Origin of the sequence: Streptomyces sp. NPDC048825, from assembly GCF_043198355.1 — a bacterium.
GTDB lineage: Bacteria > Actinomycetota > Actinomycetes > Streptomycetales > Streptomycetaceae > Streptomyces > Streptomyces xiangluensis.
In genome coordinates, this window is record NZ_JBICUR010000003.1 from 496,419 (window position 1) to 519,846 (window position 23,428).

Consider the following 23,428-nt stretch of genomic DNA (forward strand, 5'->3'; position numbering starts at 1 on the left):
CTGTCGAATGAGACCGGTGAGGTGATAGGTGGAATCCTAGGGGTCAAGGCGGCGCGTCATCGAGCAGAAGACAGACTTGGTATGGAGAATGACGCCCTTTTTGATGGCTAACGGTCCGGAGCGCACCCAGGACACGGTGTCACAGGCTCCGAGCGAGTACGAAACCGGCCCTTTTGGCTAGCTTTCTGAGGACTTGCCACCCGAACGGGTCGCACCGGCCGCCGCGCCCGCCTTGACGCCCGAGTCTTTGCCGCTCGCCGGGGCCTCGAAGGACTCCAACGCCTCAAGGACGTCCTGGACACGGGAGATCTCCGCGTTGATGTCCTCGCGGCGGCGGACCAGTACCTCGAGCTCGCGCTTGCCCTCCTCGACCATGCGCTTCGCATCGCGCTCGGCGTCGGAGTGGATCTGCTCCGCCTCGGCGATGAGCGCGGACTTCTTCTGCTCGGCCTCCTTGAGGAGCCCCTCGGCCTTGCGTACGGCGGCGATACGGACCTTGCCCGCCTCGGAGTTGGCCTCCGAGACCATGTCCTTGGCCTTCGCCTCCGCCTCCTTCAGCTGGTCCTCGGCGGCCTTCACGAGCGCGTCGCACCGCTCGCCAGCCGACCGCATCGCCTCGGCGGACTCACGGCGGGCCCGCTCGTGCAGCTCCTCGATCTCGCCGGTGATCCGGTCGCGCAGCTCCTCCGCACGCTCCCGGATCGCGGTGGCGTCCCGGCGCGCGCCGACCAGCAGCTCGTCCGCGTCCGTACGGGCCCGCTCCACATACGAGTTGCCCTCGACGGTCGCCTCGGAGACCAGCCGCTCCGCTTCGTTGCGCGCCGCGCCCACCATCGTGTCGGCCTGTGTCTCGGCGTCCGCCGTCGTCTTCTGCGCGGACCGCCGGGCCTCCGCAGTCAGCTTCTCCGCCTCGGCCGACGACTCCCGGATGAGCTTGTCGACCTGCTCGGCCGCCTCGGAACGCCGCTTGTTGGCCTCCTTGCGGGCCCCGTCCAGCGTGCGGTCGGCCTCCTCGCGCGCCTGAGCCCTGACGCGCTCGGCCTCCGCCTCCGTCTCGGCCTTGAGCCGCTGCGCCTCGGAGCGCAGCCGCTCGGCGTGCTGCTGCGCGGAGCCGACCGTCTCGGAAGCCTCGGCGCGCAGCCGCTCGGCGTCGCTCGTCGCGTCCGAGATCAGCTTCTCGGCCTTCGCCACGGACTCGGCGCGAAGGCGCTCCGCCTCCGTGTTCGTCTCCGAGCTGAGCCGCTCCGCCTCGGAGCGCGCTTCGCTGATGAGGTTGTCCGCCTGTGTCGCCGCGTCCGAGCGCAGCCGGTTCGCGTCCTCCCGGGCCTCCGTGCGGAGCCGGTCGGACTCGGCGATCGCCTCCGAAACCGTGCGCTCCGCGAGGGACTTGGCGGCCTGCGCCTCCTCCCGGGCCTCCCGCTTGAGGCGGTTGCCGTCCTCGGCGGCCCGCTCCCGCTCCGCGTAGGCGTCGGCGCGGACCCGGTCCGCCTCTTCCTGCGCCTCCGTGCGCGTACGCTCCGCCGCGTGCTCGGCGGCGCTGCGCAGGCCCGAGATCTCGTCCTGCGCCTGCTCGTGCAGCCCGGCCACGGAGTCCCGTACCTGCTGCGCGGTCTGCTCGGCGGCCGACACCATCTCCGTGGCGCGGCGGTCGGCCTCCTCGACCAGTCGCATGGCCTCGGCCTGGGCCTCCTCCACGCGATTGCGCGCCGAGGCCAGCAGCTCCTCGCTCTGCTCGCGGGCCCGCTCCCGCTCCTGGTCGGCCTCCTCGCGCGCGGTCCCGAGGATCTGCTCGGCCTCGCGGCGGCGACGGGTGGCCTCCTCCTGGGCGACGGCCAGCGTCTCGGCACCCTCGGCAGCCAGTCGCTCGGCGGCGGCCTGCGCCTCCGCCCGGACACGGTTCGCCGAGTCCTGGGCCTCCGACTTCATCCGCTCGGCCTCGGCGGAGGCCTCCGAACGCAGTCGTACGGCGATGGCCTCGCCCTCGGCCCGCGAGGCGGAGGCATCGGAGGCGGCCTCATTGCGCAGCCGCTCGGCCTCCGCCTCGGCCTGCGCCTGGATCGAGCGAAGCCGCTCGGCGGACTCCGCGCGCAGCCGGTCCGACTCCTCGACGGCCTCGCGGCGGATCCGCTCCGCCTCCGCACGGGCGTCGGTCAGGGCCTCCTCGGCGGCGGTCAGACGCGCCTCGGCCTCCGCGCGCAGCCGGGTCAGCTCCTCGGCGGCCTCGGCCTGCCGGGCCGTGATGGCGCGCTCGGTCTCCTCGCGCAGCTCCAGCGCGGCCCGCTCGGCCTCTTCCTTGATGGTCTCGGACAGCTCGACGGCCTCCGCGCGATTGCGCTCGGCCTCGTCGCGGGTGCGCTGCAGGGTGTCCTCGGCCTGGCGGCGCAGCGTTGTGGCGCGCTCGATGGCCTCCGTACGCAGCCGCTGGCTCTCCGTCGTCGCGTTCGAGCGCAGCTCGTCGGCGTCGGCCCTCGCCTTGGCCAGCAGCTCCTCGGCGGTCTTGGCCGCCTCCTCGATCTGCTGGACGGCCTCACGCCGGGCCTCGGCCCGGATCCGCTCGCCCTCGCCGACCGCGTCGGCCCGCAGGCTCTCGGCCTCGCCGCGCAGCCGGCGCGCCTCCTCCTGCAGCTCGACCGTCTTGGCGCGGTACTCCTTGGTGTCGTCCTTCGCCGCGCCCTTGAGCTCCTCGGCGATGTCGTGCGCCTCGGCCCGCAGCCGGTCCGCCTCGGCCTCCGCCTCGCGGCGGATCCGCTCGGCCTCCTCGGTCGCCGCCTTGGTCGTCTGCTTGGCGTCCTCAGACGCCTTGTTCAGGACGTCCTCGGCCGTACGGGCGGCCGAGGACAGCTGCGAGGCGGTCTCCTCGGCGGTCGCGCTACGGGCCGTCTCTGCGGCCTCCGCGAGGATCTTCTCCGCCTCCAGGCGGGCGTCGGCGACGACCTGCTCGGCGTCCGCCTTGGTGGTCTCCGCCTCCTTGGTGGCCTCGCTGACCAGCCGGGCGACCTGCTCCTTCGCCGTACGCGTGCGCTGCTCGTTGGCGGACTCGGCACTGGACAGGGCCTTGGCCGCGGCCTCCTTCGCCTCCGCGAGGACCTTGTCGGCCTCGGCCTGCGCCTCGCGCAGCTTGGACTCGGCCTCCGCCATGCGCTGCTCGGCGGCCCGGCTCAGCTCGGTGGCCTGACGGCGGGCCGACTCGGACTCGTTCGTCGTGGAGCTGCGCAGCTGCTCGGCGTGGTCGGTGGCCTCCTGCGCCTGCGTGGACGCGGCGTTCAGCAGTCGCTCGGCGTCCGTACGGGCCCGGCGCAGCAGCGCCTCGGCCTCCGCACGGGCGGCCTCGGCGTCGGCTTCCAGGCGCTGCCGGGCCTCCGAGGAGATACGTTCGGCCTCGGCGCGGGCGGCGGCCAGGGCCTGTTCGGCCTCGGCACGGGACTCGTCCAGGAGCCGACGGGCCTGCTGCTCACTGCGGGCGCGCAGCTGCTCGGCCCAGGCGACGTTGTCGTTGACGTGTGACTCGACGGTCTGCCGGCGCTCGGCCAGTTCCTGGTCGAGCTTCTGCCGCCGGGCCACCGCCTCGGCGTGCAGCTCGGACTGGAGACGGGCGGCCTGCTCGGCGTGCTCCTGGAGGATCCGCTGCGTCTGCGCGCGGGCCTGGCTCAGCTCCCGCTCCGCGTCCATGCGCAGCTGGTCGGCCTGGATCTGCGCGTTACGCAGCATCTGCTCGGCCTGGTAGCCGATGTCGGCGCTGTCGAAGGCAGGACGGGACGCGAGATTGCGGCGCGCCTCGTGCAACTTGGCGCGCAGCACCTCGACTTGATAGCCGAGGTCCTCGGCGTGCTGGACGGCCTTCTCCCGCTCGGTCTTCAGCCGTTCCATCTCGGCCTCGAACCGAGAGAGGTGGTCGACGTCAGCCGCCGGCTCTCGCTCCTGGCGTTCGTAGCCCCGCACTGCGCGGTCCCATCCGTCCCCTGGTCGCAAGTCTCTCCAAACGAGCTCCGTCCATCCGCCGAACGGGGCCCCCGGGGAATGGTGTCAGATCAACGGCGGAGCATGGGCTGCTGCCCCGACGCTCGTCCCCCGAAACCCGGACCCCGGCCCGCGGCCGCCCTCACGGAGCGACGACCGCGACCAACCCTACCGGGCCCGATCGACCCAGGTGCCTGGCCAACCGGCTTTTCCGGCCGGGGGTCCGGGGTCCGAGGCACAGCGGCCGACGGAAAGTCCCCAGACCATGGAGTACGGACTTCAGTGCCCGGTCGACTCAACGGCCGCCTCACCAGTGGACTCGGCGGACGCGGAGGTGACGAGTTCCGTCAGTACGCCGTGGCAGTCCTTGGGGTGCAGGAAGGTGATGCGCGACCCCATCGACCCCCTGCGCGGCTCCTCATAGAGCACGCGTACGCCCTTGTCCTTGATGTCGGCCGCCTCTGCGTCGACGTCCGCCGTGCCGAAGGCGATGTGATGCACGCCCTCGCCGTTCTTGGCCAGCCATTTCGCGACGGTGGAGTCCTCACGGGTCGGCTCCAGGAGCTGGAGATAGGAGGCGCCGCCGTCGGAAGTCTCGTTGATCTTGAGCATGGCCTCGCGTACGCCCTGCTCTTCGTTGACCTCGGAGTGGAAGACCTCGAAGCCGTACGTGGCACGGTAGAACTCGACGGTCTTGTCCAGGTCGAAACAGGCGATCCCGATGTGGTCGATTCGCGTCAGCATGGTGTTAGTGCAGCGCGCCCCACGCGGTTACGCAACGTGCGCGCGATCACACGCTCTCCCGGATGACGGGGGGCCTACCGCTCAGTACATTTTAGTAAACCCTCGTTCACTCCTCAGCTGTGCAAGCTGGAAGGGGATCGCTCCTCATGTCTGGAACGAACAGCACCACCTCCGTGATCGTCGCGGGAGCCCGCACCCCGATGGGACGGCTGCTCGGCTCCCTGAAGTCGTTCTCGGGAGCCGACCTCGGTGGATTCGCGATCAAGGCCGCCCTGGACCGTGCGGGGATCAGTGGCGATCAGGTGCAGTACGTGATCATGGGCCAGGTTCTGCAGGCCGGGGCGGGGCAGATCCCGGCGCGGCAGGCCGCGGTCAAGGCGGGCATCCCGATGAGCGTCCCGGCGCTCACCGTCAACAAGGTCTGTCTCTCGGGCCTGGACGCCATCGCGCTCGCGGACCAGCTGATCCGGGCCGGTGAGTTCGACGTGATCGTGGCCGGCGGCCAGGAGTCCATGACGAACGCGCCGCATCTGCTGCCGAAGTCCCGCGAGGGCTTCAAGTACGGCGCGATCGAGATGCTCGACGCGATGGCGTACGACGGTCTGACGGACGCCTTCGAGAACATCGCCATGGGCGAGTCGACCGAAAAGCACAACACCCGCCTGGGCATCGCCCGTCCGGAACAGGACGAGATCGCCGCCCTCTCGCACCAGCGGGCCGCCGCCGCCCAGAAGAACGGCGTCTTCGACGCCGAGATCACCCCCGTCGAGATTCCGCAGCGCAAGGGTGACCCCGTCGTCTTCAGCAAGGACGAGGGCATCCGCGGCGAGACGACCGCCGAGTCGCTGGGCAAGCTGCGCCCGGCGTTCACCAAGGACGGGACGATCACGGCCGGTTCGGCCTCGCAGATCTCCGACGGCGCGGCAGCCGTAGTCGTCATGAGCAAGGCCAAGGCGCAGGAGCTGGGCCTCGAGTGGCTCGCGGAGATCGGCGCCCACGGGAATGTGGCCGGCCCCGACAACTCCCTCCAGTCCCAGCCCTCGAACGCCATCCAGCACGCCCTCAAGAAGGACGGCCTGGACGTCTCGGACCTCGACCTCATCGAGATCAACGAAGCCTTCGCGGCCGTGGCGGTCCAGTCAATGAAGGACCTCGGGGTGTCCACGGAAAAGGTGAATGTCAACGGCGGCGCGATCGCCCTCGGCCACCCGATCGGCATGTCCGGTGCCCGTCTCGTACTCCACCTCGCCCTGGAACTGAAGCGGCGGGGCGGCGGCGTGGGCGCGGCGGCGCTGTGCGGCGGTGGCGGTCAGGGTGACGCGCTGATCGTGCGGGTACCCAAGGGCTGAGTCGTCTTTTGGCTCCTGCGGGGAACAAATTGACACAAGAACAGATCAGATCGGAGCTGTGATGCAGGACGTCCCCACACTGGTGGCCCAGGCCAGGGAAGGCCGGCCGCGGGCCGTGGCCAGGCTGATCTCCCTGGTGGAGGGGGCGTCCGAGCAGCTCCGCGAGGTCATGGCGGCCCTGGCACCGCTCGCCGGGAACGCGTATGTCGTCGGGCTCACGGGGTCGCCGGGCGTGGGCAAGTCCACGTCCACGTCCGCGCTCGTGACCGCGTACCGGCGGCAGGGCAAGCGGGTCGGCGTCCTCGCCGTCGACCCGTCCTCCCCCTTCTCCGGCGGCGCGCTGCTCGGCGACCGCGTACGGATGTCGGAGCACGCCTCCGACTCCGGTGTCTACATCCGTTCCATGGCCACCCGCGGCCACCTCGGCGGACTCGCCTGGGCGGCGCCCCAGGCGATCCGGGTACTGGACGCGGCGGGCTGCGACGTGATCCTGGTCGAGACGGTGGGCGTGGGCCAGTCGGAGGTCGAGATCGCCTCCGAGGCCGATACGTCGGTGGTGCTGCTGGCCCCCGGGATGGGCGACGGAATCCAGGCGGCGAAGGCCGGGATCCTGGAGATCGGTGACGTGTACGTCGTGAACAAGGCCGACCGCGACGGCGCGGACGCCACGGCACGCGAACTGAACCACATGCTCGGCCTGGGCGAATCCCGCGCCCCCGGCGACTGGCGCCCTCCGATCGTCAAGACGGTCGCCGCGCGGGGGGAGGGCATCGACGAGGTCGTCGAGGCCCTGGAAAAGCACCGCGCCTGGATGGAGGAGCACGGCGTCCTCGCCGAACGCCGCCTCGCCCGTGCGGCACACGAGGTCGAGACGATCGCGGTCACGGCACTCCGGGAGCGGATCGGGGATCTGCACGGCGACCGCCGCCTCGGCGCTCTCGCTGAGCGGATAGTGGCGGGGCAGCTCGACCCGTACCGGGCGGCGGACGAGCTGGTGGCGGGGATCACGGAGGGCTGAGGGGCAGGGGGGAGGGTTTTCGCCCCCGGCTGCTCCTACCCGGGGTGGCGTCCACGAGTCGCAGCCTTCCGCACCGCGTGCGAGCCTGAGTTCCTGATGGTGATCATCTCGGCCGGGGGGACCGGAAGGAGCTGCGCCACGTGATCCCCGCCCCCGTGTCGCCTGTCCGTCTCGAAGCGTCGCTCGATCCCCGGCTGTCCAGATGGCTGTGGCTGGTGAAGTGGTTCCTCGCCATCCCGCACTACATCGTGCTGTTCTTCCTGTGGCTGGCGTTCCTGCTGGTGACCATCGTCGCGTTCTTCGCCATCCTGTTCACCGCCCGGTACCCGCGAGCCCTCTTCGACTTCAACGTCGGGGTACTGCGCTGGAACTGGCGTGTGACCTATTACGCCCACACGGCCCTCGGCACCGACCGGTACCCGCCGTTCACTCTCGCGGACGTACCCGACTATCCGGCGCATTTCGACGTCGTCTACCCCGAGCGGCTCTCCCGCGGTCTGGTCCTGGTGAAGTGGTGGCTGCTGGCGATCCCGCAGTACATCGTCGTCGGGTTCTTCGCCGGCGGATGGGGCGGGGGAGAGCAGGGCTGGCAGGGCGGTGGCCTGATGCCGTTCCTCTCCCTGGTCGCGGTGGTCATCCTTGCGTTCACCGCCCGCTACCCGGGGCACCTCTTCGACTTCCTGCTCGGCCTGGCCCGCTGGGTTGCCCGGGTGACGGCCTATGCCGCGTTGATGACCGACGAGTACCCGCCGTTCCGGCTCGACATGGGCGGGCAGCATCCGGCGGCGGCCAAGATCCCGGCGGCCGGCTCGGGGAAATGACCCCTTTGGCGCGGATCTGTCTGTGGGCCGGAGAAGAGTCCCTCAGGCGGACAGGTGCCGCTCCACCGTCTCCACCTTCGACGTCAGGCCGTCCGTCACGCCAGGGCGAATGTCCGCCTTGAGGACGAGGGAGACGCGCGGTGCGCGCTCCTCGACCACCGCGACGGCGCGCTTGACGACGTCCATCACCTCGTCCCACTCGCCCTCGACGGACGTGAACATCGCGTCGGTGCGGTTCGGCAGCCCCGACTCACGCACGACCCGCACAGCGTCGGCGACGTACTCCCCAACGTCCTCGCCGACGCCCAGCGGCGTCACGGAGAAGGCGACGATCATGCGTTGACGATCCCTTCCTGGCGGGCGCGCGACGCGATGACAGCGTTCTCGGCCTCGCGCTTGAGCTTGCGCTCGGCGAAGAAGCCGCCGGCCGGGAGGACGGAGAGGACGAAGTACACGGCCGCCGTCTTCACGGACCACTTCGTACGGTTCCACGCGTCGGCCCAGAACAGCACGTACAGGATGAAGAGGACACCGTGGACCGCGCCCATCACGGGCACCGCGTTGAAGTCCGTGGTCCGCTTCAGCACCGAGCAGACGAGCAGCAGCAGGAACGAGATCGCCTCGGGGGCGGAGACCAGACGCAGGCGGCGGAGGGCGGAGGCGGTCTTGATGTCCACGAGTCACCTTCGATGGCAGAGGTGGGGTCAGAGGGGCAGACGCTTTGTGAACGTACGCACAAGCGGCCCCCATTGTGGCATCCGACGCTGACGCCGACCGGCGTGGGGTGCCGAACCGCTTTCAGGTTTTGACCACGGGTCCCGCACACGTCCCCCAGCGGTGGGATCAGGGTGCGCTCAGGGTCGGATCATCCCGCAGGATCTGTCACCGGCCGCGCCCGGCGGCTACCTTCACACCGTGGCGATGTTCCGACTCCAGGGCAGCAAGGTGCTGGCCGTCGACATGACCGGCGACGCCGTCAAGGCGAAGAACGGCTCGATGGTGGCGTACGACGGACAGATGGACTTCAAGAAGCTGAGCGGCGGTGGGGAGGGGATACGGGGGATGGTGACCCGGCGCCTCACCGGCGAGCAGATGACGCTGATGGAGGTGAAGGGGCACGGGACCTGCTGGTTCGCGGACCGGGCCAGCGAGATCAACCTCGTCGGCCTCCAGGGCGACAAGCTCTTCGTCGAGTCGAGCAATCTGCTCGCGACGGACTCCGGGCTGCGCACGGGCACGAGCTTCACGGGGATGCGCGGCGCCTCGCAGGGCAACGGCCTGTTCACGACGACCATCGAGGGCCACGGCCAGGCCGCGATCATGTCCGACGGGCCGGCGGTGGTGCTCCGGGTGAGCTCGCAGTACCCGCTCACGGTCGACCCGGGGGCGTACATCGCGCACCAGGGCAATCTGCGGCAGTCGTTCCAGTCGGGTGTGACCTTCCGCACGTTCATGGGCGAAGGCGGCGGCGAGGCCTTCCAGATCCGCTTCGAGGGCGACGGGCTCGTCTACGTACAGCCCAGCGAGCGCAACACGATCGGAGGGGAGGTCTGATGCCCTTTCGCGAGGTCAACTCGAAGATGATCGAGGCCACGGTCGCGCCGGGCCAGCGGCTGTTCAGCCAGCGCGGCGCGATGCTCGCCTACAAGGGCGAGGTCTCCTTCACCCCGAACATGCAGGGCGGCCAGGGCGGGGTCATGTCGATGATCGGCCGCCGGGTCGCGAACGAGGCGACGCCGCTGATGACCGTGGAGGGCTCCGGAACGGTCCTGTTCGGGCACGGCGGCCACCACATCGAGGTGATCAACCTCACAGGCGACACCTTGTTCGTGGAGGCGGACCGGCTGCTGGCCTTCGACGGGACACTGGAGCAGGGCACGATGTTCATGGGCTCGCAGGGCGGGGTCATGGGCATGGTGCGTGGGCAGATCACCGGTCAGGGGCTGTTCACGACGACCCTGAAGGGCCACGGCGCGGTGGCCGTCATGGCGCACGGCGGGATCATCGAGGTGCCGATCACTCCGCAGCGCCCCGTCCACGTCGACCCGCAGGCGTACGTGGCGCATCACGGCGACGTACGCAACAAGCTGTCGACCGCGCTCGGCTGGCGCGACATGGTGGGCCGCGGCTCGGGCGAGGCGTTCCAGCTGGAGCTGAGCGGCAACGGCGCGGTGTTCGTCCAGGCCTCGGAGGAAAAGCTGTGACCGCCTACCCGGGGACGGGCCCCGTGATCCACGACCCGATGACGCTGCCGTCCGACGACAACATCAACAACTACACCTTCTGCGTGGAGCTCAAGGGGAGCGAGTGGTTCCTGCAGAAGGGCAAGATGATCGCCTACTACGGCTCGATGGAGTTCAACGGCATCGGGCACGGCCGCCTCGACCGTCTGGTGCGTACGTCGTTCCATTCGCCGTTGCACGCCAGCGACTGGGTGGTGGCCTCCGGCTCGGGCAAGATGCTGCTCGCCGACCGGGCCTTCGACGTGAATTCGTACGATCTGGACGAGGGCAACCTGACCATTCGCTCAGGCAACCTCCTAGCTTTTCAGCCAACTCTCGCGCTCAAGCAGTCGATCGTGCCGGGCTTTCTGACGCTGATCGGGACGGGCAAGTTCGTGGCCGCCTCGAACGGTCCGGTGGTGTTCATGGAGCCGCCCATCCGGGTCGATCCCCAGGCCCTGGTCGGCTGGGCCGACTGCCCCTCGCCGTGCCATCACTACGACCACGGGTACATGACGGGCCTGATGGGCGGTCTGCGTGCGCTCACGGGCGTGGGCGGGGCCTCCGGAGAGGAGCATCAGTTCGAGTTCGTGGGCGCCGGCACGGTGTTGTTGCAGTCCAGCGAGACGCTGATGGCGGAGCAGGCCATGGGGGTGACTCCGAACGAGCCGGGCGTGCCCGGTGGCGGCGGGGCGCCCGGTGGGCAGCCGTCCGGATCACCGCGCCTTCCCGGACAGCTGGGAGACCTTCAGCGTCGCTTCGGGCTGTGAGCGGTAGTCTGCGGAGTGTGACATCGAACGCGTGCGCACCGTCACAACGACAAAAACCCTCACAGTTCGCCATTCAACATCTTAGGTAGAATCCATTCATGGAGACCGAGACGGCCACGCCCTGGCTGACCGATGCGGAGCAGTGCGCCTGGCGCACTCACTTGGAGGTCAACAGACTGTTGACGTACCAGCTCGAAAGGGACCTCCAGCCGTTCGGCCTGACAATGAACGACTACGAGATCCTGGTGAACCTCTCGGAGTCGGAGGGCCTGCGGATGCGGATGAGCGATCTCGCGTCCGCCACCCTCCAGTCCAAGAGCCGCCTCTCGCACCAGATCACGCGTATGGAGAACGCGGACCTGGTGCGGCGGGAGAACTGCGAGTCCGACCGCCGTGGGCTGTACGCCGTGCTCACGGACCACGGCATGGAAACGATGAAGAAGGTCGCGCCTCATCATGTGGCGTCTGTGCGGCGGCACTTCATCGACCTCATCCCGGCCGAGGAACTGGAAGCGCTCCACAAGTCCCTGACGCCGATCGCGGGGCATCTGCGGGGGCAGCGGGGGCGACCCTGACGCCCGAGCGCTAGCTGGTCGTCAGGCGGAGTTCGAACTGGGCTCCGCCTGACGGCGCCTCGTGGACGGTGAGTGATCCACCGTGTCGTACGGCGACGTCGCGGGCGATGGCGAGGCCGAGACCGGCTCCGCCGTCGTCACGGGCGCGGGCCTCGTCGAGGCGTACGAAGCGTTCGAAGACCCGCTCGCGTTCGGCGGCGGGCACGCCCTTGCCGTCGTCGGCGACCGCCAGCACCGCCTGCCCGCCCTCGCGCCGCACGGTCACCGTGACCGACGAGCGCGTGTGCCGCTGGGCGTTGTCCAGCAGATTGCCCAGGACCCGCGCCAACTGTCCGCGGGAACCCGCCACCTGGACGGCCTCGGCGTCGACGGTCACGGCGATACGGTCACCGTTCCGCTGGGACGCCTCCTCGCGGACGAACGCCGCCAGGTCGAACCGCGCGTCCGTGGGCCGCTCTCCAGCGTCCAGCCGGGCGAGCAGCAACAGGTCGGCGGCCAGCCGTTGCAGTCGTACGGTGTCCTCGACCGCCCCCTTCACATCGAGCAACTCCGGGTGCGCGACGCCCACTTCGAGCTGGGTGCGCAGGGACGCGATGGGACTGCGCAGCTCGTGCGAGGCGTCCGCGACGAACCTCCGCTGCCGCTCCACAGAGGTCTCCAGCGCGGCGAGCGTCTCATTGGTCGTACGCGCGAGGCGTGCGACCTCGTCATGAGTGTCCGGTACGGGGACGCGCCGCGAGAGGTCCTCGGAGTGAGTGATGGCGTCCATCTCGCCGCGGATGCCCTCGACCGGACGCAGGGCCCGCCGAGTGACGAGATAGGTCACGCCGCTCACGGTCAGCAGCAGTAGCGGCAGCCCGATCAGCATGGTCGTCAACGCCGTGTCGACGGCGCTCTCTTCGGTGTGCAGGGGGGCTCCCGCGTACACGGTGTACGTGACGTCCTCGGGAGTGGTCGCCTCGACCGCGACGAACCGGTAGTCCTCGGTGCTCCCGTCCACGGTGGCGCTGCCCGACCCCTTCGAGACGCCCTCGGAGATCTCCCCGACCGCGGGATCGTGACCGTCCTCGTCCTGATCGTCGTCCCCGTCCTCGCCAGTGCCGGAACCGCCAGTGCCGGAACCGCCAGTGCCGGAACCGCCTTGCGGACGTACGGCCTCGACTCCTGTACCGGTGACCTGCTCCAGGTCCTCGCTGACCGCGACCAGCCGGCCACCCTTCTCGACGATCTGCACCGGCCGGTCGTCGTCCGCGTCCGGCATCTCCACCTTCGCGTACGGGATGTCGGCGGCGAGCTCCGAGGCGACCTGCCGGGCCGCGCCGTCCGCCTGCGCGTCGGTCTGGTCGATGAGGTTGGAGCGCAGGGACAGCAGTACGGCCGCTCCCGCCGCGACCAGCGCGACGGCGACCACGAGAGTCGCCGCGAGCGTCGCCCGAGCCCGTATGGAGCCCAGGACGCGCCTCATCTCGCCTCCAGGCGGTAACCGGCGCCGCGTACGGTCCGGATCAGCGAGGCGCCGAGCTTGCGGCGCAGGGTGCTGATGTACACCTCGACGATGTTGGGGTCGCCCTCGTAGGCGAAGTCCCAGACGTGCTCCAGGATCTCCGCCTTGGAGACGACTTCGCCGGCCCGCACCACGAGCTGCTCGAGGACCGCAAACTCCTTCGCGGTCAGGGCGATTTCTTCCTCCTCGCCTCGGAGAACGCGCCGCGCGGCGGTGTCGACCTTGAACTCACCGATCACATGCACGGGCGACGCGCCCGCGGATCCGCGCCGACGGAGCAGCGCCTTCACGCGGGCCACCAGGACGACGTACGAGAACGGCTTGGTGAGGTAGTCGTCGGCTCCCGTGTCGAGGCCCTCCGCCTCGTCGTACTCGCCGTCCTTGGCGGTGAGCATGAGGATGGGCACGTCGTGACCGGCAGCGCGCAGGGCGGCGCACACCCGGTACCCGTTCATGCCGGGCAGCATGATGTCGAGGATGACGAGGTCGTACGAGCCCTCGCCGGCCTGGTGCAGGCCCTCCCGGCCGTCATGGACGACGTCCACGGCGAAGCCCTCGGCCGTCAGGCCCTTGGCGAGGGACAGGGCCAGCCGCTTTTCGTCTTCCACGATCAACAGGCGCATGGGGTCCAGCTTCGCAGGGCGAACCTGAAGTGGTCTTCAGGGTGCTTCAGCTTCGCTTCAGCGTGCTTCCGTCAGATTGGTTCACGTCGAAACACGGCGTAGCAGACCAACTCGGGAGGAAACCCCATGAAGCGCAACATCGTCATCGCCAGCATCGCTGCCGCGGCCCTCGTCGGAGGCGGTACGGCGACGGCTCTCGCGGTCACGAGCGACGACGGGTCGGGGACGACGCAGCCGTCGAGCGTACGGCCGGCCGGCGACAACCGTGACGATGACGCCGACGACAAGGACGACGCCAACGACAAGGACGACGCCCGCGACGACGCCCGCGACGACGAGCGTGACAACGGGGGCAGCCAGGCCGACGACAGCCGGACCGGAGGCGACGCCGCACAGGGCGCGTCCGGCAAGGTCACGGCGGCCGAGGCCATCGGGGCCGCCCTCCGCAACACGCCGGGCACCGCGGTCTCCGCCGGGCTGGACGACGAGGACGACGGCGGCCCCGTGGTCTGGGACGTCGACGTCCTTACCAAGGGCAGCACTTGGCACAGCATCCAGATAGACCCGGCCACCGGCAAGGTCCTCGGCTCGCACGTCGAGCACGAGGACGGCGACGACACCGCGCAGGTACGGGCGGCGCTGAAGGCTGCGTCCGTCTCGGCCGAGGAGGCCGCGAAGGCCGCTGCCGCGGAGGGCACGGTCACGTCGGTCGACCTGGACGAGGACGGCAAGTCCAAGGCCTGGGACGCCGAGACGCGCGCCTCGGGCGGCGCGGAGCGCGAGTGGAACGTCGACCTGAAGACGGCCCAGGTCACGGCGGACAAGTCCGCCGACCAGGACTCCGCCGACGATGACGCGGACGACGACGGCTCGGACGGCTGAGCGCGCTCGGGGTGTGCGGGGAGGGTTTTCGCCCCCGCCGCCCCTACCCGTCCCATCCCCGGGGCTCCGCCCCGGAACCCCGCTGGGGCTCCGCCCCAGCCCCCACCACCAGGGGCTTCGCCCCTGGCCCCTCGCGGGGCTCCGCCAGCTGGACCTCCGCAGGGCTGCCGCCCCTGGACCTCCTCGGGGCTGCGCCCCCCGACACCCCTCGGGGCTTCGCCCCGCACCCCCTTTCGGGGCCAGGCCCCGCCCCCCGCTCCTCAAACTCCCCAGCTACCGATGGGAGGTGCCCCCAAGGGGCTGATCTTGCGCGGCCCGGGGCTGGAAGGTGCAGCCCTGGGCCGCATCAGTCAGCCCGTCCGGCGTTTGAGGACGAGGCCGCAGGCCGATAGCGGGGGCCTGGGGGCCGCAGCCCCCAGTTTCGGGAAGGGGTGGGGTGGGGGAAAGGAAAACCCCCGCCCAACCCCCGGCCGGGTTCAGCCGCCCGACGCCAGCGCCATGCCCAGCGGAGTGCGCTCGTACAGCACCTGGTGCCCGTACCGCCGCGAGACGAGCAGGCCCGCGGCCCGTAGTGCCGACAGGTGTGCGGACACGGAGGAGGGCGCGAGGCCGAGGCGGTGGGCGAGGGCCGTTGTGGTGGCGGGCTCGTCGAGCGCGGTCAGCACGCCGGCCCGGCCGCGGCCGAGGAGGCGTACGAGAGCGTCGGAGGCGCGGTCGGTCGGCGACGCCCACAGGCCGCCGATGCCGCGCGCCGGGTAGACCAGCGTGGGCTGCCACGGCGGGTCGAAGCCGCTCACCACGTCCGGCCAGGAGAAGACGCTGGGCATCAACACCAGGCCCTGACCGCCTAGTTCACGTACGTGCTCGCCCTTCCGGTCGACCGTGAGCGTGCCCGTCCCCCAGGCGAACCGCCGGTCCAGCTCGGGCAGCAGCCCGCCGAGGCCCACCTCGGCGAGTCGGCGCGAATGGAAGGCGACGTCGGCTTCCAGCAGGGCACGCAGCCGGGGCCAGTCCGGCTCGACGAGGGTGTGCCAGGCCGCCTCCAGCAGGTCGGCCAGTTGCTGGACCATACGGACGGGATCCCTCAACAGGGCGCGCCCTAGCCGGGATTCGGCGGCTCCCGGAGTATCCGCGAGCGAGCGTGCCGTATCCTCGCGGGCCTCCCGGGGATGCACCGCGCGGACCGCCGCGATCTCCTCCTCGAACGGGGCAGCCGGACCGATCGGCGGCGGACACAGCCAGTCGGGGGTGTGCCCACGCTGCGGCATCAGCAGCCACAGCGGCGTGAGGTCGAGCCCGGCGGCAGCCGAACGGATACGGCGCAGCCAGCTCGCGTGATAGCCGTGACGCTCCGGCCGGTTCAGCGTGCGTACCGCTTCCTGCGTCTCCCACAGCGGGGACACCGCGAACCGGCACCGCAGCAGATCGTCCTCGCCGAAGTGCAGACGGAAGGGCACTGAACCCCGCACCTCCCTCGACGACTCGGCACCCCCGAAGATTCGGCCTGAGCCGAAACTCTACGGCGACCGGCACCCGCGCGTGCAACCTGCTGCCCATGCCAGAAGAGCTGCAAGAGCTGGAACAGAAGGACCCAACGACGCGGCCCGCGCCACCTGACACCGCCGGTTACGGAGCCGCCTTCGCCGTACGAGAGTTCCGCGCCGTCTTCGCCGCTCATGCCCTCTCCCTCCTCGGCGTGGTCATCAGCGAGATCGCGCTGACCGTGCTCGTGTACGAGCTGACCGGGTCGCCCCTGCTCAGCGCGCTCGCTTTCGCGCTGGGGTTCCTGCCGTACCTGCTGGGCGGGACGCTGCTTGCCGGGGTCGCGGACCGGTTCCCGGCGCGGCGCGTGCTCGTCGGGTGCGACCTGGTGTGTGCCGGGTGCGCGGCGCTGATGGCGCTGCCGTCGACGCCGGTCGCCGCGCTGCTCGCGCTGCGGTGCGTCATCGCGGCCGTGTCGCCCGTGTTCAACGGGACGCGGATGGCCACGCTGACCGAGATCCTCGGGGACGGCGACCTGTTCGTCCTCGGGCGTTCGCTGCTGCGGATGGTCTCGCAGAGCGCCGTACTCGTGGGCTTCGGACTCGGCGGCGTCCTGCTCACCTTCGTCCAGCCGCGCGGAGCGCTGGTCATCACCCTGGGCACCTTCCTGACCTCGGCGCTCCTCCTCCGCTTCGGCACACGACGCAGGCCCGCGCGCGCCGGAGGCGGATCGCTTGTGCGGTACTCGCTCGCCGGCACCCGCGACGTCCTCCGCGACCGCCGCATCCGGGCGCTCCTGCTGCTCCTGTGGGTACCTCCGATGTTCGTCGTCGCCCCCGAGGCGCTGGCCGCCGCCTACGCGGACGAGATCGGGGTCGGCGCGGCCGGCGTAGGACTGCTGATGTGCACGATGCCGATCGGCACGATCGCCGGTGAGCTCTACGCCGGTGCCGCGCTGTCACCCGCGGCCCGCTCCCGGATCGTGCTGCCTCTCGCGGGCGGCACTCTGCTGCCCTTCCTCCTTTTCCCGCTCCACCCGGGCCTCGGCTGGATCCTGCTCGCGCTGCTCCTCGCCGGGGCGGCGGGCGCGTACACCCTCGGGCTCGACCGCTGGTTCGTGGACGCCGTTCCCGAGGAACTGCGCGGGCGGGCCATGACCGTGCACACGGCCGGGCTCATGACGATCCAGGGCGTGGGGATGGCGCTGGCCGGGGCCGCCGCCGAGTTCTGGTCAGTGAGCACGGTGGTGGGCTCGGTCGGGGCGTTCGGGACCGCCTGCTGCGTACTCCTGGTGCTGGAGGTGCGGCGCACGGGACGTACGGCGGGAGTCGGGGACCGATCCGCGAGACGGGGCTGACCACGATATGACCGGCCGGTAGGGTCTTTGCCGTGCCGAAGCCGCTCAGTCTTCCTTTCGATCCCATCGCCCGCGCCGACGAACTCTGGAAGCAGCGCTGGGGGTCCGTGCCGTCCATGGCCGCGATCACCTCGATCATGCGTGCGCACCAGATCCTGCTGGCCGAGGTCGACGCGGTCGTCAAGCCGTACGGGCTGACGTTCGCGCGCTACGAGGCACTGGTGCTGCTCAACTTCTCCAAAGCCGGCGAACTGCCGATGTCCAAGATCGGCGAGCGGCTCATGGTGCACCCGACGTCCGTCACGAACACTGTCGACAGGCTGGTCAGGTCGGGCCTGGTGGACAAGCGGCCCAATCCCAACGACGGGCGTGGCACGCTCGCCTCCATCACCGACAAGGGCCGTGAGGTCGTGGAGGCCGCCACCCGCGACCTGATGGCGATGGACTTCGGGCTCGGGGTGTACGACGCGGAGGAGTGCGCGGAGATCTTCGCGATGCTGCGGCCTCTGCGCATCGCCGCGCACGACTTCGAAGAGGGCTAGGACCGGGGCGTACGGTCCGGGGGCGCCCGAAGACCGTACGAAACCGCCGGTTACGCTCGTACGCATGAAAAAGAGCGTGCTGACCCGCTACCGCGTCATGGCCTACGTCACAGGTGTGCTGCTGGTCCTGCTGGTTGTCGGGATGGTCGGCAAGTACGTGCTCGACGTGGACGGCGCCGCGGACTTCACGCGCGTGGTCAGCATCGCGCACGGCTGGCTGTACGTCGTCTACCTGGTGTTCGCCTTCGACATGGGCTCCAAGGCGAAGTGGCCGGTGCCGAAGCTGCTGTGGGTGCTGCTCGCAGGCACGGTGCCGACGGCCGCGTTCTTCGTGGAGCGCAAGGTCACGCACGAGCTGGAGGCCAAGGTCGTGGACGATCCGGCCGCCGTGGCCAAGGCCTGAGCCTCATCGAGACCTGAGTCACTACCGCCATGGAGTAGTCCGTGGCGGTCTGCCATCGACATTTACTAGGACGTCCTAGTAAATTCGAAGGTATGGACGCTGACGCCATCGAAGAGGGCCGCCGACGGTGGCAGGCCCGGTACGACGCTTCACGCAAGCGTGAGGCCGACTTCACGACGCTTTCCGGCGATCCTGTGGAGCCGGTGTACGGGCCACGGCCCGGAGACACGTATGAGGGGTTCGAGCGGATCGGCTGGCCGGGGGAGTACCCCTACACGCGGGGGCTCTACGCGACCGGCTACCGAGGGCGGACGTGGACCATCCGGCAGTTCGCCGGGTTCGGGAACGCCGAGCAGACCAACGAGCGCTACAAGTCGATCCTCGGCAACGGCGGGGGCGGTCTGTCCGTGGCCTTCGACATGCCCACGCTCATGGGGCGTGACTCCGACGATCCACGCTCGCTCGGTGAGGTCGGGCACTGCGGGGTCGCGATCGACTCCGCCGTGGACATGGAGGTCCTGTTCAAGGACATCCCGCTGGGTGACGTCACGACGTCGATGACGATCAGCGGGCCCGCCGTGCCGGTCTTCTGCATGTACCTGGTCGCCGCCGAGCGCCAGGGCATCGATCCGGCCGTCCTGAACGGCACGCTCCAGACGGACATCTTCAAGGAGTACATCGCGCAGAAGGAGTGGCTCTTCCAGCCTGAGCCGCACCTGCGTCTCATCGGCGACCTGATGGAGCACTGCGCGTCGAAGATCCCCGCGTACAAGCCGTTGTCCGTCTCCGGCTATCACATCCGTGAGGCCGGCTCGACGGCCGCGCAGGAACTGGCGTACACCCTCGCCGACGGGTTCGGGTACGTCGAGCTGGGGCTCTCGCGCGGCCTGGACGTCGATGTGTTCGCTCCCGGGCTCTCCTTCTTCTTCGACGCGCATCTCGATTTCTTCGAGGAGATCGCCAAGTTCCGGGCGGCGCGGCGGATCTGGGCGCGGTGGATGCGAGATGTGTACGGCGCGAAGTCCGAGAAGGCGCAGTGGCTGCGTTTCCACACGCAGACCGCCGGTGTCTCGCTGACGGCGCAGCAGCCGTACAACAACGTGGTGCGCACGGCGGTCGAGGCGCTGGCTGCCGTGCTGGGTGGGACCAACTCGCTGCACACCAACGCGCTGGACGAGACGCTGGCGCTGCCCTCCGAGCAGGCGGCCGAGATCGCGCTGCGTACGCAGCAGGTGCTGATGGAGGAGACCGGGGTCGCCAACGTGGCGGACCCGCTGGGCGGTTCGTGGTTCGTCGAGCAGCTGACCGACCGGATCGAGGCGGATGCCGAGAAGATCTTCGAGCAGATCAGGGAGCGGGGTCTCAGGGCCCACCCGGACGGGCAGCACCCCGTCGGGCCCATCACCTCCGGGATTCTGCGGGGCATCGAGGACGGCTGGTTCACCGGGGAGATCGCCGAGTCCGCCTTCCAGTACCAGCAGGCTCTGGAGAAGGGGGACAAGCGGGTGGTGGGGGTGAACGTCCACCATGGCTCTGTGACCGGTGACCTGGAGATCCTGCGGGTCAGTCACGAGGTGGAGCGGGACCAGGTGCGGGTGCTCGCCGATCGCCGGTCGGGCCGGGACGAGGCAGTCGTACGGGGTGCCCTGGACGCGATGCTTACCGCCGCGCGGGACGGCTCGAACATGATCGAGCCGATGCTGGAGGCGGTGCGGGCGGAGGCGACGCTGGGGGAGATCTGCGACGCCCTCCGGGACGAGTGGGGGGTGTATACGGAACCGGCGGGGTTCTAGCGTCGAGGTGTCGTCCGCTGAGGGCGGTGAGGGGTTGTTGTTCCCCTCACCGCCTTTTCGTGCGTCGGCTTGATGTGTGCCAGGGCCTGGCCCATGGCGGTCTGGCCGTGCTGACGTCCGTCACCTGGCAAGGGGACCGGCAGCTGTAGGCGCGTGAAGCGCTTGGAGAATGGCTGCGCCTCTCGCGAGCGGGCCTCAGGCCATTGACGATGCGGTCAGGCCGTTCAGTAGGAGCACGGTGAAGCTCCTGGTCCAGTCCGTGTCGACGGGCTCTGCACTCACCAGGGCCCGGTGCACCACCGCGCCTGCGATCACGTCGAAGATGAGGTCCGCGGTGCGAGCCGCGGTTTCGGGGTCGCTCTCCTCCGGCAGTTCCCCGCGCTGCTGGGCGCGTGCGCGTCCCTCCAGGACGAGGAGTTTCTGGCGCTCGACGATCGACGCGCGGATGCGGTCGCGCAGTGCGTCGTCGTGGATCGACTCCGCTACCACCGCCATCAGGCCGCTCTTCGCCTCCGGGCGGGCCAGGATCGCCGCGAACCGGAGGACTACGCCCTCGATGTCGGCGGCGAGACTGCCGCGGTCGGGGAGTTCGAGTTCGTCGAAGAGGGCGGCCACCGCGTCGACGACCAGTTCGTTCTTGCCGGCCCAGCGGCGGTAGAGGGTGGTCTTGGCGACGCCCGCACGCGTCGCCACATCGCCGAGTGTCAGCTTGGACCAGCCGAGTTCGACCAGCGCCGCCCGCGTCGCCGCCAGGATCGCCGCGTCCGCGGTGGCGCTGCGGGGGCGGCCCCCTGTGGCGCGTGGGGCGGAAGTGCGGCTGTGCATTCGTCGACCATAGCGGGCGGTTCCTGTGACTCGGTGCGGGGAAGCAAGGTGAGGGAGATCACCGGGACTTGGTTCCGCGGGGGTTCCCGATCCAGTTACGCTACGGCTCGTAGCGAAAGCCTGCGTACGAGCGACGACCACGCGGCGCCAGGTGGGGACCCGGCGTCGAACGCCACGCGGCAGGCCCGGATTTCACCGCGCTTTTCCGGTACGTACGCGGAGGGGGGAAGATGAACCCATGCAGCCACGGAACATGTCCATGAGCGGAGTCGTCGACCTCGCCGCGGTGAAGGCGGCCCAGGAGGCCAAGGCGAAGGCGGAGCAGGCACGCGCCGAAGCGGCGAAGCAGGGCGGGGGAGGCGCTGTCTCCACCGCCAGCCTTGTGATTGACGTAGACGAGGCGGGTTTTGAGCGTGACGTCCTGCAGCGCTCCACCGAGGTGCCCGTCGTCATCGACTTCTGGGCCGAGTGGTGCGAGCCGTGCAAGCAGCTGAGCCCGCTCCTGGAGCGGCTCGCCGCCGAGTACAACGGCCGCTTCGTCCTCGCCAAGATCGACGTCGACGCCAATCAGATGCTGATGCAGCAGTTCGGGATCCAGGGGATCCCGGCCGTCTTCGCGGTGGTGGCCGGCCAGGCCCTGCCGCTCTTCCAGGGCGCCGCCCCCGAGCCGCAGATCCGGGGCACCCTGGACCAGCTCATCCAGGTCGCCGAGCAGCGCTTCGGTCTGACCGGCCTCACGGTCGACCCGGATACCGAGGCCGGACCCGGCGTCGAGGCCGAGGCGGCTCCCGAGGTGCCGGCCGGTCCGTACGACGCGCTGCTCGAAGCCGCCGTACAGGCCCTGGACGCGGGGGACTTGGGCGGTGCGGTGCAGGCGTACAAGAACGTGCTGAGTGACGACCCGGGCAATACGGAGGCCAAACTGGGCCTTGCCCAGGCCGAGTTGCTCCAGCGCGTGCAGAACGCCGATGCGCAGCAGGTGCGCAAGGACGCCGCCGAGAACCCGGCTGACGTACAGGCTCAAATCGCCGCCGCGGACCTGGATCTGGTGGGTGGTCATGTCGAGGACGCGTTCGGGCGGCTTGTCGACACCGTGGCGCGTACGGCCGGTGACGACCGGGATGCCGCGCGTATGCGGCTGTTGGAGCTGTTCGAGGTCGTCGGCAGTGACGATCCGCGAGTAACCGCTGCACGCAGAGCACTGGCTCGCGCCCTGTTCTGACCGGTGGCTAGCCCTCCGAGGCAACCACTGGGGCCCCTGTTGCCTGAGTGAAAGATTTGTCGACTGAGCGACCCTGCGGCCGTGTTTTACCAAATCTTGGTAAACGCGGCCGCTGTTACTTGGAGTAAGAGGCAGGCGTCGATCTGCCGGACTCCGTCCAAAGATCAACGGTTTTGTTACTCACCTCGGGGACACCCTGCGTCGTCGGCCGATACCGGCGGGTCGTTGTTCGGTTATCCGGCCGTTACTAGCCAGTAATGAACCCCCTTGCGGCGACGGCGTGAATGCACCACGATCGGCGACGCTCGGTCCATTCCCGCATCCCGACAGCCAATCGGGTCAACGGGTCTTCCTGGGTCCCCACCGAGTAGGAGCGGCGGCAGTGGCGCCGCTCCTTGGACAGGGGGGTCTTTGCTTTCGGGCAGAGCCTGTCCGGCAGGTTGTGCGTGAAGTGTTCAGGCGCGACCAGTGGTTGTCGCTCGGGGGTGATCGCTTGTGTTGGGGCGCCCTTCGCGCCTCTGAGTACGGGCGCTCTCCTTCCCGAGGACGTAGCACTTCTCCCATCCCTGCCCGACCGAGCCGCCGACCGGGGGCCGTCAGGGCCGGAGATGTACGTCCGAGAAGGAGGAAATATGGAGTCCCAGGTGCGTGGCGGGACCAGATGGAAGCGGTTCGCTGTGGTCATGGTGCCCAGCGTGGCCGCGACGGCCGCGATAGGCATGGCCCTGGCCAACAGCGCTCTCGCCGCGTCGTTCAGCGTGTCGGGCCAGTCGTTCAAGGTGACGACCAAGGAGCTCAAGGGCACGGGCTTTTCGCAGTACGGCGCCATCGACTCGGGGTACACCCTCGATGGCAAGAAGACGTCGCACCCCGTCGCGGTCTCGGCGTTCAAGCAGGCGACGATCAAGGAACTGTGCCAGTCCGTCGTCACGCCGAACATCCCGGTGCTCGGCAATGTCAGCCTCATCCTCAAGGCCGGTGGCGGTAAGACGCCGGTCGAGGCGGAGAATCTGTACATCGACGTCGCCGACCTGAAGGCCGATGCCGAGTTCACCAACATCGACATCGGTGTGGCCGCCGGAGACGCCAACAAGGGTCCCGGCATTGCCAAGGGCGACAAGGCGAACCCGTTCGGATTCGCGCAGCAGGCCGACGAGGTCCTTCTCAAGGACGTGGAGCAGACGGCGTGGGCGACCACTGCCGGAACCTTCAAGCTGAGCGGGCTGACGATGAAGCTGTCCGCGGGCGTCAAGGAGTGCTACTAGGCACTCCGTGGCGGGTGGGGGAGTCGCGCTTCCCCGCCCGTCACACCTCCTTCTCGTCTTTGAAGTCCCTCTGC

At 69.7% G+C, this 23,428-nt stretch carries 22 protein-coding genes; 14 read left to right on the forward strand and 8 right to left on the reverse strand.

Features of this window, described 5'->3' with window-relative positions; genetic code table 11:
* Positions 1–177: 177 nt before the first annotated feature.
* Positions 178–3,939 carry a polarized growth protein Scy gene (scy, locus tag ACGFNK_RS11000; protein ID WP_393414166.1) on the reverse strand — a complete coding sequence of 1,254 codons (3,762 nt, stop codon included), beginning with the start codon at positions 3,937–3,939 and terminating at the stop codon, positions 178–180.
* A gap of 297 nt (positions 3,940–4,236) precedes the next feature.
* Positions 4,237–4,701, reverse strand: coding sequence for a methylmalonyl-CoA epimerase (gene mce / locus ACGFNK_RS11005; RefSeq protein WP_386354074.1), 465 nt, complete (start codon positions 4,699–4,701; stop codon positions 4,237–4,239).
* 146 nt (positions 4,702–4,847) lie between these two features.
* Here mce and ACGFNK_RS11010 point away from each other — a divergent pair, with 146 nt between their 5' ends.
* The 3 genes from ACGFNK_RS11010 (at position 4,848) to ACGFNK_RS11020 (ending at position 7,889) form a co-directional block, all read left to right on the forward strand.
* Complete coding sequence (locus tag ACGFNK_RS11010) at positions 4,848–6,050, forward strand: acetyl-CoA C-acetyltransferase (protein WP_386354076.1); 1,203 nt, start codon at positions 4,848–4,850, stop codon at positions 6,048–6,050.
* A 61-nt stretch (positions 6,051–6,111) separates the two neighbouring features.
* Entirely contained in the window at positions 6,112–7,068 is a 957-nt protein-coding gene (gene meaB, locus ACGFNK_RS11015; protein ID WP_388686099.1) for a methylmalonyl Co-A mutase-associated GTPase MeaB, read from the forward strand.
* A gap of 140 nt (positions 7,069–7,208) precedes the next feature.
* A complete protein-coding gene (locus tag ACGFNK_RS11020; protein ID WP_393414171.1) occupies positions 7,209–7,889 on the forward strand; it encodes a DUF4389 domain-containing protein in 681 nt (226 codons plus the stop codon).
* A gap of 42 nt (positions 7,890–7,931) precedes the next feature.
* Here the strand turns inward: ACGFNK_RS11020 and ACGFNK_RS11025 are convergent, their stop codons facing one another.
* Both ACGFNK_RS11025 and ACGFNK_RS11030 read right to left on the reverse strand, forming a co-directional pair.
* The gene (locus tag ACGFNK_RS11025) at positions 7,932–8,225 is read right to left on the reverse strand and encodes an MTH1187 family thiamine-binding protein (RefSeq protein WP_393414174.1); all 294 of its coding nucleotides are present in this window, start codon (positions 8,223–8,225) and stop codon (positions 7,932–7,934) included.
* Positions 8,222–8,566, reverse strand: a complete 345-nt coding sequence (locus ACGFNK_RS11030; RefSeq protein ID WP_386354084.1) for a DUF3817 domain-containing protein — start codon at positions 8,564–8,566, stop codon at positions 8,222–8,224. The genes ACGFNK_RS11025 and ACGFNK_RS11030 overlap by 4 nt, the downstream gene beginning before the upstream one ends.
* 244 nt (positions 8,567–8,810) lie before the next feature.
* On the opposite strand from ACGFNK_RS11030, the gene ACGFNK_RS11035 reads away from it, so the two are divergent.
* The 4 genes from ACGFNK_RS11035 (at position 8,811) to ACGFNK_RS11050 (ending at position 11,456) form a co-directional block, all read left to right on the forward strand.
* Entirely contained in the window at positions 8,811–9,443 is a 633-nt protein-coding gene (locus tag ACGFNK_RS11035; protein ID WP_386354102.1) for an AIM24 family protein, read from the forward strand.
* Positions 9,443–10,093, forward strand: coding sequence for an AIM24 family protein (locus tag ACGFNK_RS11040; RefSeq protein ID WP_393414177.1), 651 nt, complete (start codon positions 9,443–9,445; stop codon positions 10,091–10,093). Before ACGFNK_RS11035 ends, ACGFNK_RS11040 begins: the two co-directional genes overlap by 1 nt.
* Positions 10,090–10,881: an AIM24 family protein gene (locus ACGFNK_RS11045; protein WP_388686092.1), complete on the forward strand. Its 792-nt coding sequence runs from the start codon at positions 10,090–10,092 to the stop codon at positions 10,879–10,881. The genes ACGFNK_RS11040 and ACGFNK_RS11045 overlap by 4 nt, the downstream gene beginning before the upstream one ends.
* Before the next feature lie 98 nt (positions 10,882–10,979).
* Entirely contained in the window at positions 10,980–11,456 is a 477-nt protein-coding gene (locus ACGFNK_RS11050) for a MarR family winged helix-turn-helix transcriptional regulator (protein WP_393414181.1), read from the forward strand.
* 10 nt (positions 11,457–11,466) lie between these two features.
* Here ACGFNK_RS11050 and ACGFNK_RS11055 read toward each other — a convergent pair whose 3' ends face one another.
* Positions 11,467–12,921, reverse strand: coding sequence for an ATP-binding protein (locus ACGFNK_RS11055; protein WP_393414184.1), 1,455 nt, complete (start codon positions 12,919–12,921; stop codon positions 11,467–11,469).
* The gene (locus ACGFNK_RS11060; RefSeq protein WP_386354094.1) at positions 12,918–13,583 is read right to left on the reverse strand and encodes a response regulator transcription factor; all 666 of its coding nucleotides are present in this window, start codon (positions 13,581–13,583) and stop codon (positions 12,918–12,920) included. The genes ACGFNK_RS11055 and ACGFNK_RS11060 overlap by 4 nt, the downstream gene beginning before the upstream one ends.
* Positions 13,584–13,709: 126 nt before the next feature.
* Between ACGFNK_RS11060 and ACGFNK_RS11065 the strand changes: the two genes are divergently transcribed.
* On the forward strand, positions 13,710–14,465 hold the full coding sequence (locus ACGFNK_RS11065; protein ID WP_393414187.1) for a PepSY domain-containing protein: 756 nt from the start codon (positions 13,710–13,712) through the stop codon (positions 14,463–14,465).
* Positions 14,466–14,941: 476 nt separating this feature from the next.
* Here ACGFNK_RS11065 and ACGFNK_RS11070 read toward each other — a convergent pair whose 3' ends face one another.
* Complete coding sequence (locus ACGFNK_RS11070; RefSeq protein WP_393414190.1) at positions 14,942–15,922, reverse strand: DUF5937 family protein; 981 nt, start codon at positions 15,920–15,922, stop codon at positions 14,942–14,944.
* Positions 15,923–16,020: 98 nt separating this feature from the next.
* Here ACGFNK_RS11070 and ACGFNK_RS11075 point away from each other — a divergent pair, with 98 nt between their 5' ends.
* The 4 genes from ACGFNK_RS11075 to ACGFNK_RS11090 all read left to right on the forward strand — a co-directional run bounded on the left by ACGFNK_RS11075 (position 16,021) and on the right by ACGFNK_RS11090 (position 20,042).
* Entirely contained in the window at positions 16,021–17,304 is a 1,284-nt protein-coding gene (locus ACGFNK_RS11075) for an MFS transporter (RefSeq protein WP_393414193.1), read from the forward strand.
* A gap of 32 nt (positions 17,305–17,336) precedes the next feature.
* Positions 17,337–17,846, forward strand: a complete 510-nt coding sequence (locus ACGFNK_RS11080) for a MarR family transcriptional regulator (protein WP_344388660.1) — start codon at positions 17,337–17,339, stop codon at positions 17,844–17,846.
* 64 nt (positions 17,847–17,910) lie between these two features.
* A complete protein-coding gene (locus ACGFNK_RS11085; protein WP_344388658.1) occupies positions 17,911–18,249 on the forward strand; it encodes a DUF3817 domain-containing protein in 339 nt (112 codons plus the stop codon).
* Between the two features lie 92 nt (positions 18,250–18,341).
* The gene (locus ACGFNK_RS11090) at positions 18,342–20,042 is read left to right on the forward strand and encodes a methylmalonyl-CoA mutase (protein ID WP_393414198.1); all 1,701 of its coding nucleotides are present in this window, start codon (positions 18,342–18,344) and stop codon (positions 20,040–20,042) included.
* A gap of 195 nt (positions 20,043–20,237) precedes the next feature.
* Here the strand turns inward: ACGFNK_RS11090 and ACGFNK_RS11095 are convergent, their stop codons facing one another.
* The gene (locus ACGFNK_RS11095) at positions 20,238–20,867 is read right to left on the reverse strand and encodes a TetR/AcrR family transcriptional regulator (protein WP_393414201.1); all 630 of its coding nucleotides are present in this window, start codon (positions 20,865–20,867) and stop codon (positions 20,238–20,240) included.
* 238 nt (positions 20,868–21,105) lie between these two features.
* On the opposite strand from ACGFNK_RS11095, the gene ACGFNK_RS11100 reads away from it, so the two are divergent.
* Both ACGFNK_RS11100 and ACGFNK_RS11105 read left to right on the forward strand, forming a co-directional pair.
* On the forward strand, positions 21,106–22,089 hold the full coding sequence (locus ACGFNK_RS11100) for a tetratricopeptide repeat protein (RefSeq protein WP_393414204.1): 984 nt from the start codon (positions 21,106–21,108) through the stop codon (positions 22,087–22,089).
* A gap of 632 nt (positions 22,090–22,721) precedes the next feature.
* The gene (locus ACGFNK_RS11105; RefSeq protein WP_393414207.1) at positions 22,722–23,354 is read left to right on the forward strand and encodes a DUF6230 family protein; all 633 of its coding nucleotides are present in this window, start codon (positions 22,722–22,724) and stop codon (positions 23,352–23,354) included.
* Positions 23,355–23,428: the final 74 nt, after the last annotated feature.

Excerpts from the sequence above, each read along its gene's own strand:
- mce (WP_386354074.1), bottom strand. The coding sequence starts at position 4,701 with ATGCTGACGCGAATCGACCACATCGGGATCGCCTGTTTCGACCTGGAC.
- ACGFNK_RS11010 (WP_386354076.1), top strand. The coding sequence starts at position 4,848 with ATGTCTGGAACGAACAGCACCACCTCCGTGATCGTCGCGGGAGCCCGC.
- meaB (WP_388686099.1), top strand. The coding sequence starts at position 6,112 with ATGCAGGACGTCCCCACACTGGTGGCCCAGGCCAGGGAAGGCCGGCCG.
- ACGFNK_RS11025 (WP_393414174.1), bottom strand. The coding sequence starts at position 8,225 with ATGATCGTCGCCTTCTCCGTGACGCCGCTGGGCGTCGGCGAGGACGTT.
- ACGFNK_RS11035 (WP_386354102.1), top strand. The coding sequence starts at position 8,811 with ATGTTCCGACTCCAGGGCAGCAAGGTGCTGGCCGTCGACATGACCGGC.
- ACGFNK_RS11040 (WP_393414177.1), top strand. The coding sequence starts at position 9,443 with ATGCCCTTTCGCGAGGTCAACTCGAAGATGATCGAGGCCACGGTCGCG.
- ACGFNK_RS11050 (WP_393414181.1), top strand. The coding sequence starts at position 10,980 with ATGGAGACCGAGACGGCCACGCCCTGGCTGACCGATGCGGAGCAGTGC.
- ACGFNK_RS11055 (WP_393414184.1), bottom strand. The coding sequence starts at position 12,921 with ATGAGGCGCGTCCTGGGCTCCATACGGGCTCGGGCGACGCTCGCGGCG.
- ACGFNK_RS11060 (WP_386354094.1), bottom strand. The coding sequence starts at position 13,583 with ATGCGCCTGTTGATCGTGGAAGACGAAAAGCGGCTGGCCCTGTCCCTC.
- ACGFNK_RS11065 (WP_393414187.1), top strand. The coding sequence starts at position 13,710 with ATGAAGCGCAACATCGTCATCGCCAGCATCGCTGCCGCGGCCCTCGTC.
- ACGFNK_RS11075 (WP_393414193.1), top strand. The coding sequence starts at position 16,021 with ATGCCAGAAGAGCTGCAAGAGCTGGAACAGAAGGACCCAACGACGCGG.
- ACGFNK_RS11085 (WP_344388658.1), top strand. The coding sequence starts at position 17,911 with ATGAAAAAGAGCGTGCTGACCCGCTACCGCGTCATGGCCTACGTCACA.
- ACGFNK_RS11090 (WP_393414198.1), top strand. The coding sequence starts at position 18,342 with ATGGACGCTGACGCCATCGAAGAGGGCCGCCGACGGTGGCAGGCCCGG.
- ACGFNK_RS11095 (WP_393414201.1), bottom strand. The coding sequence starts at position 20,867 with ATGCACAGCCGCACTTCCGCCCCACGCGCCACAGGGGGCCGCCCCCGC.
- ACGFNK_RS11100 (WP_393414204.1), top strand. The coding sequence starts at position 21,106 with ATGCAGCCACGGAACATGTCCATGAGCGGAGTCGTCGACCTCGCCGCG.
- ACGFNK_RS11105 (WP_393414207.1), top strand. The coding sequence starts at position 22,722 with ATGGAGTCCCAGGTGCGTGGCGGGACCAGATGGAAGCGGTTCGCTGTG.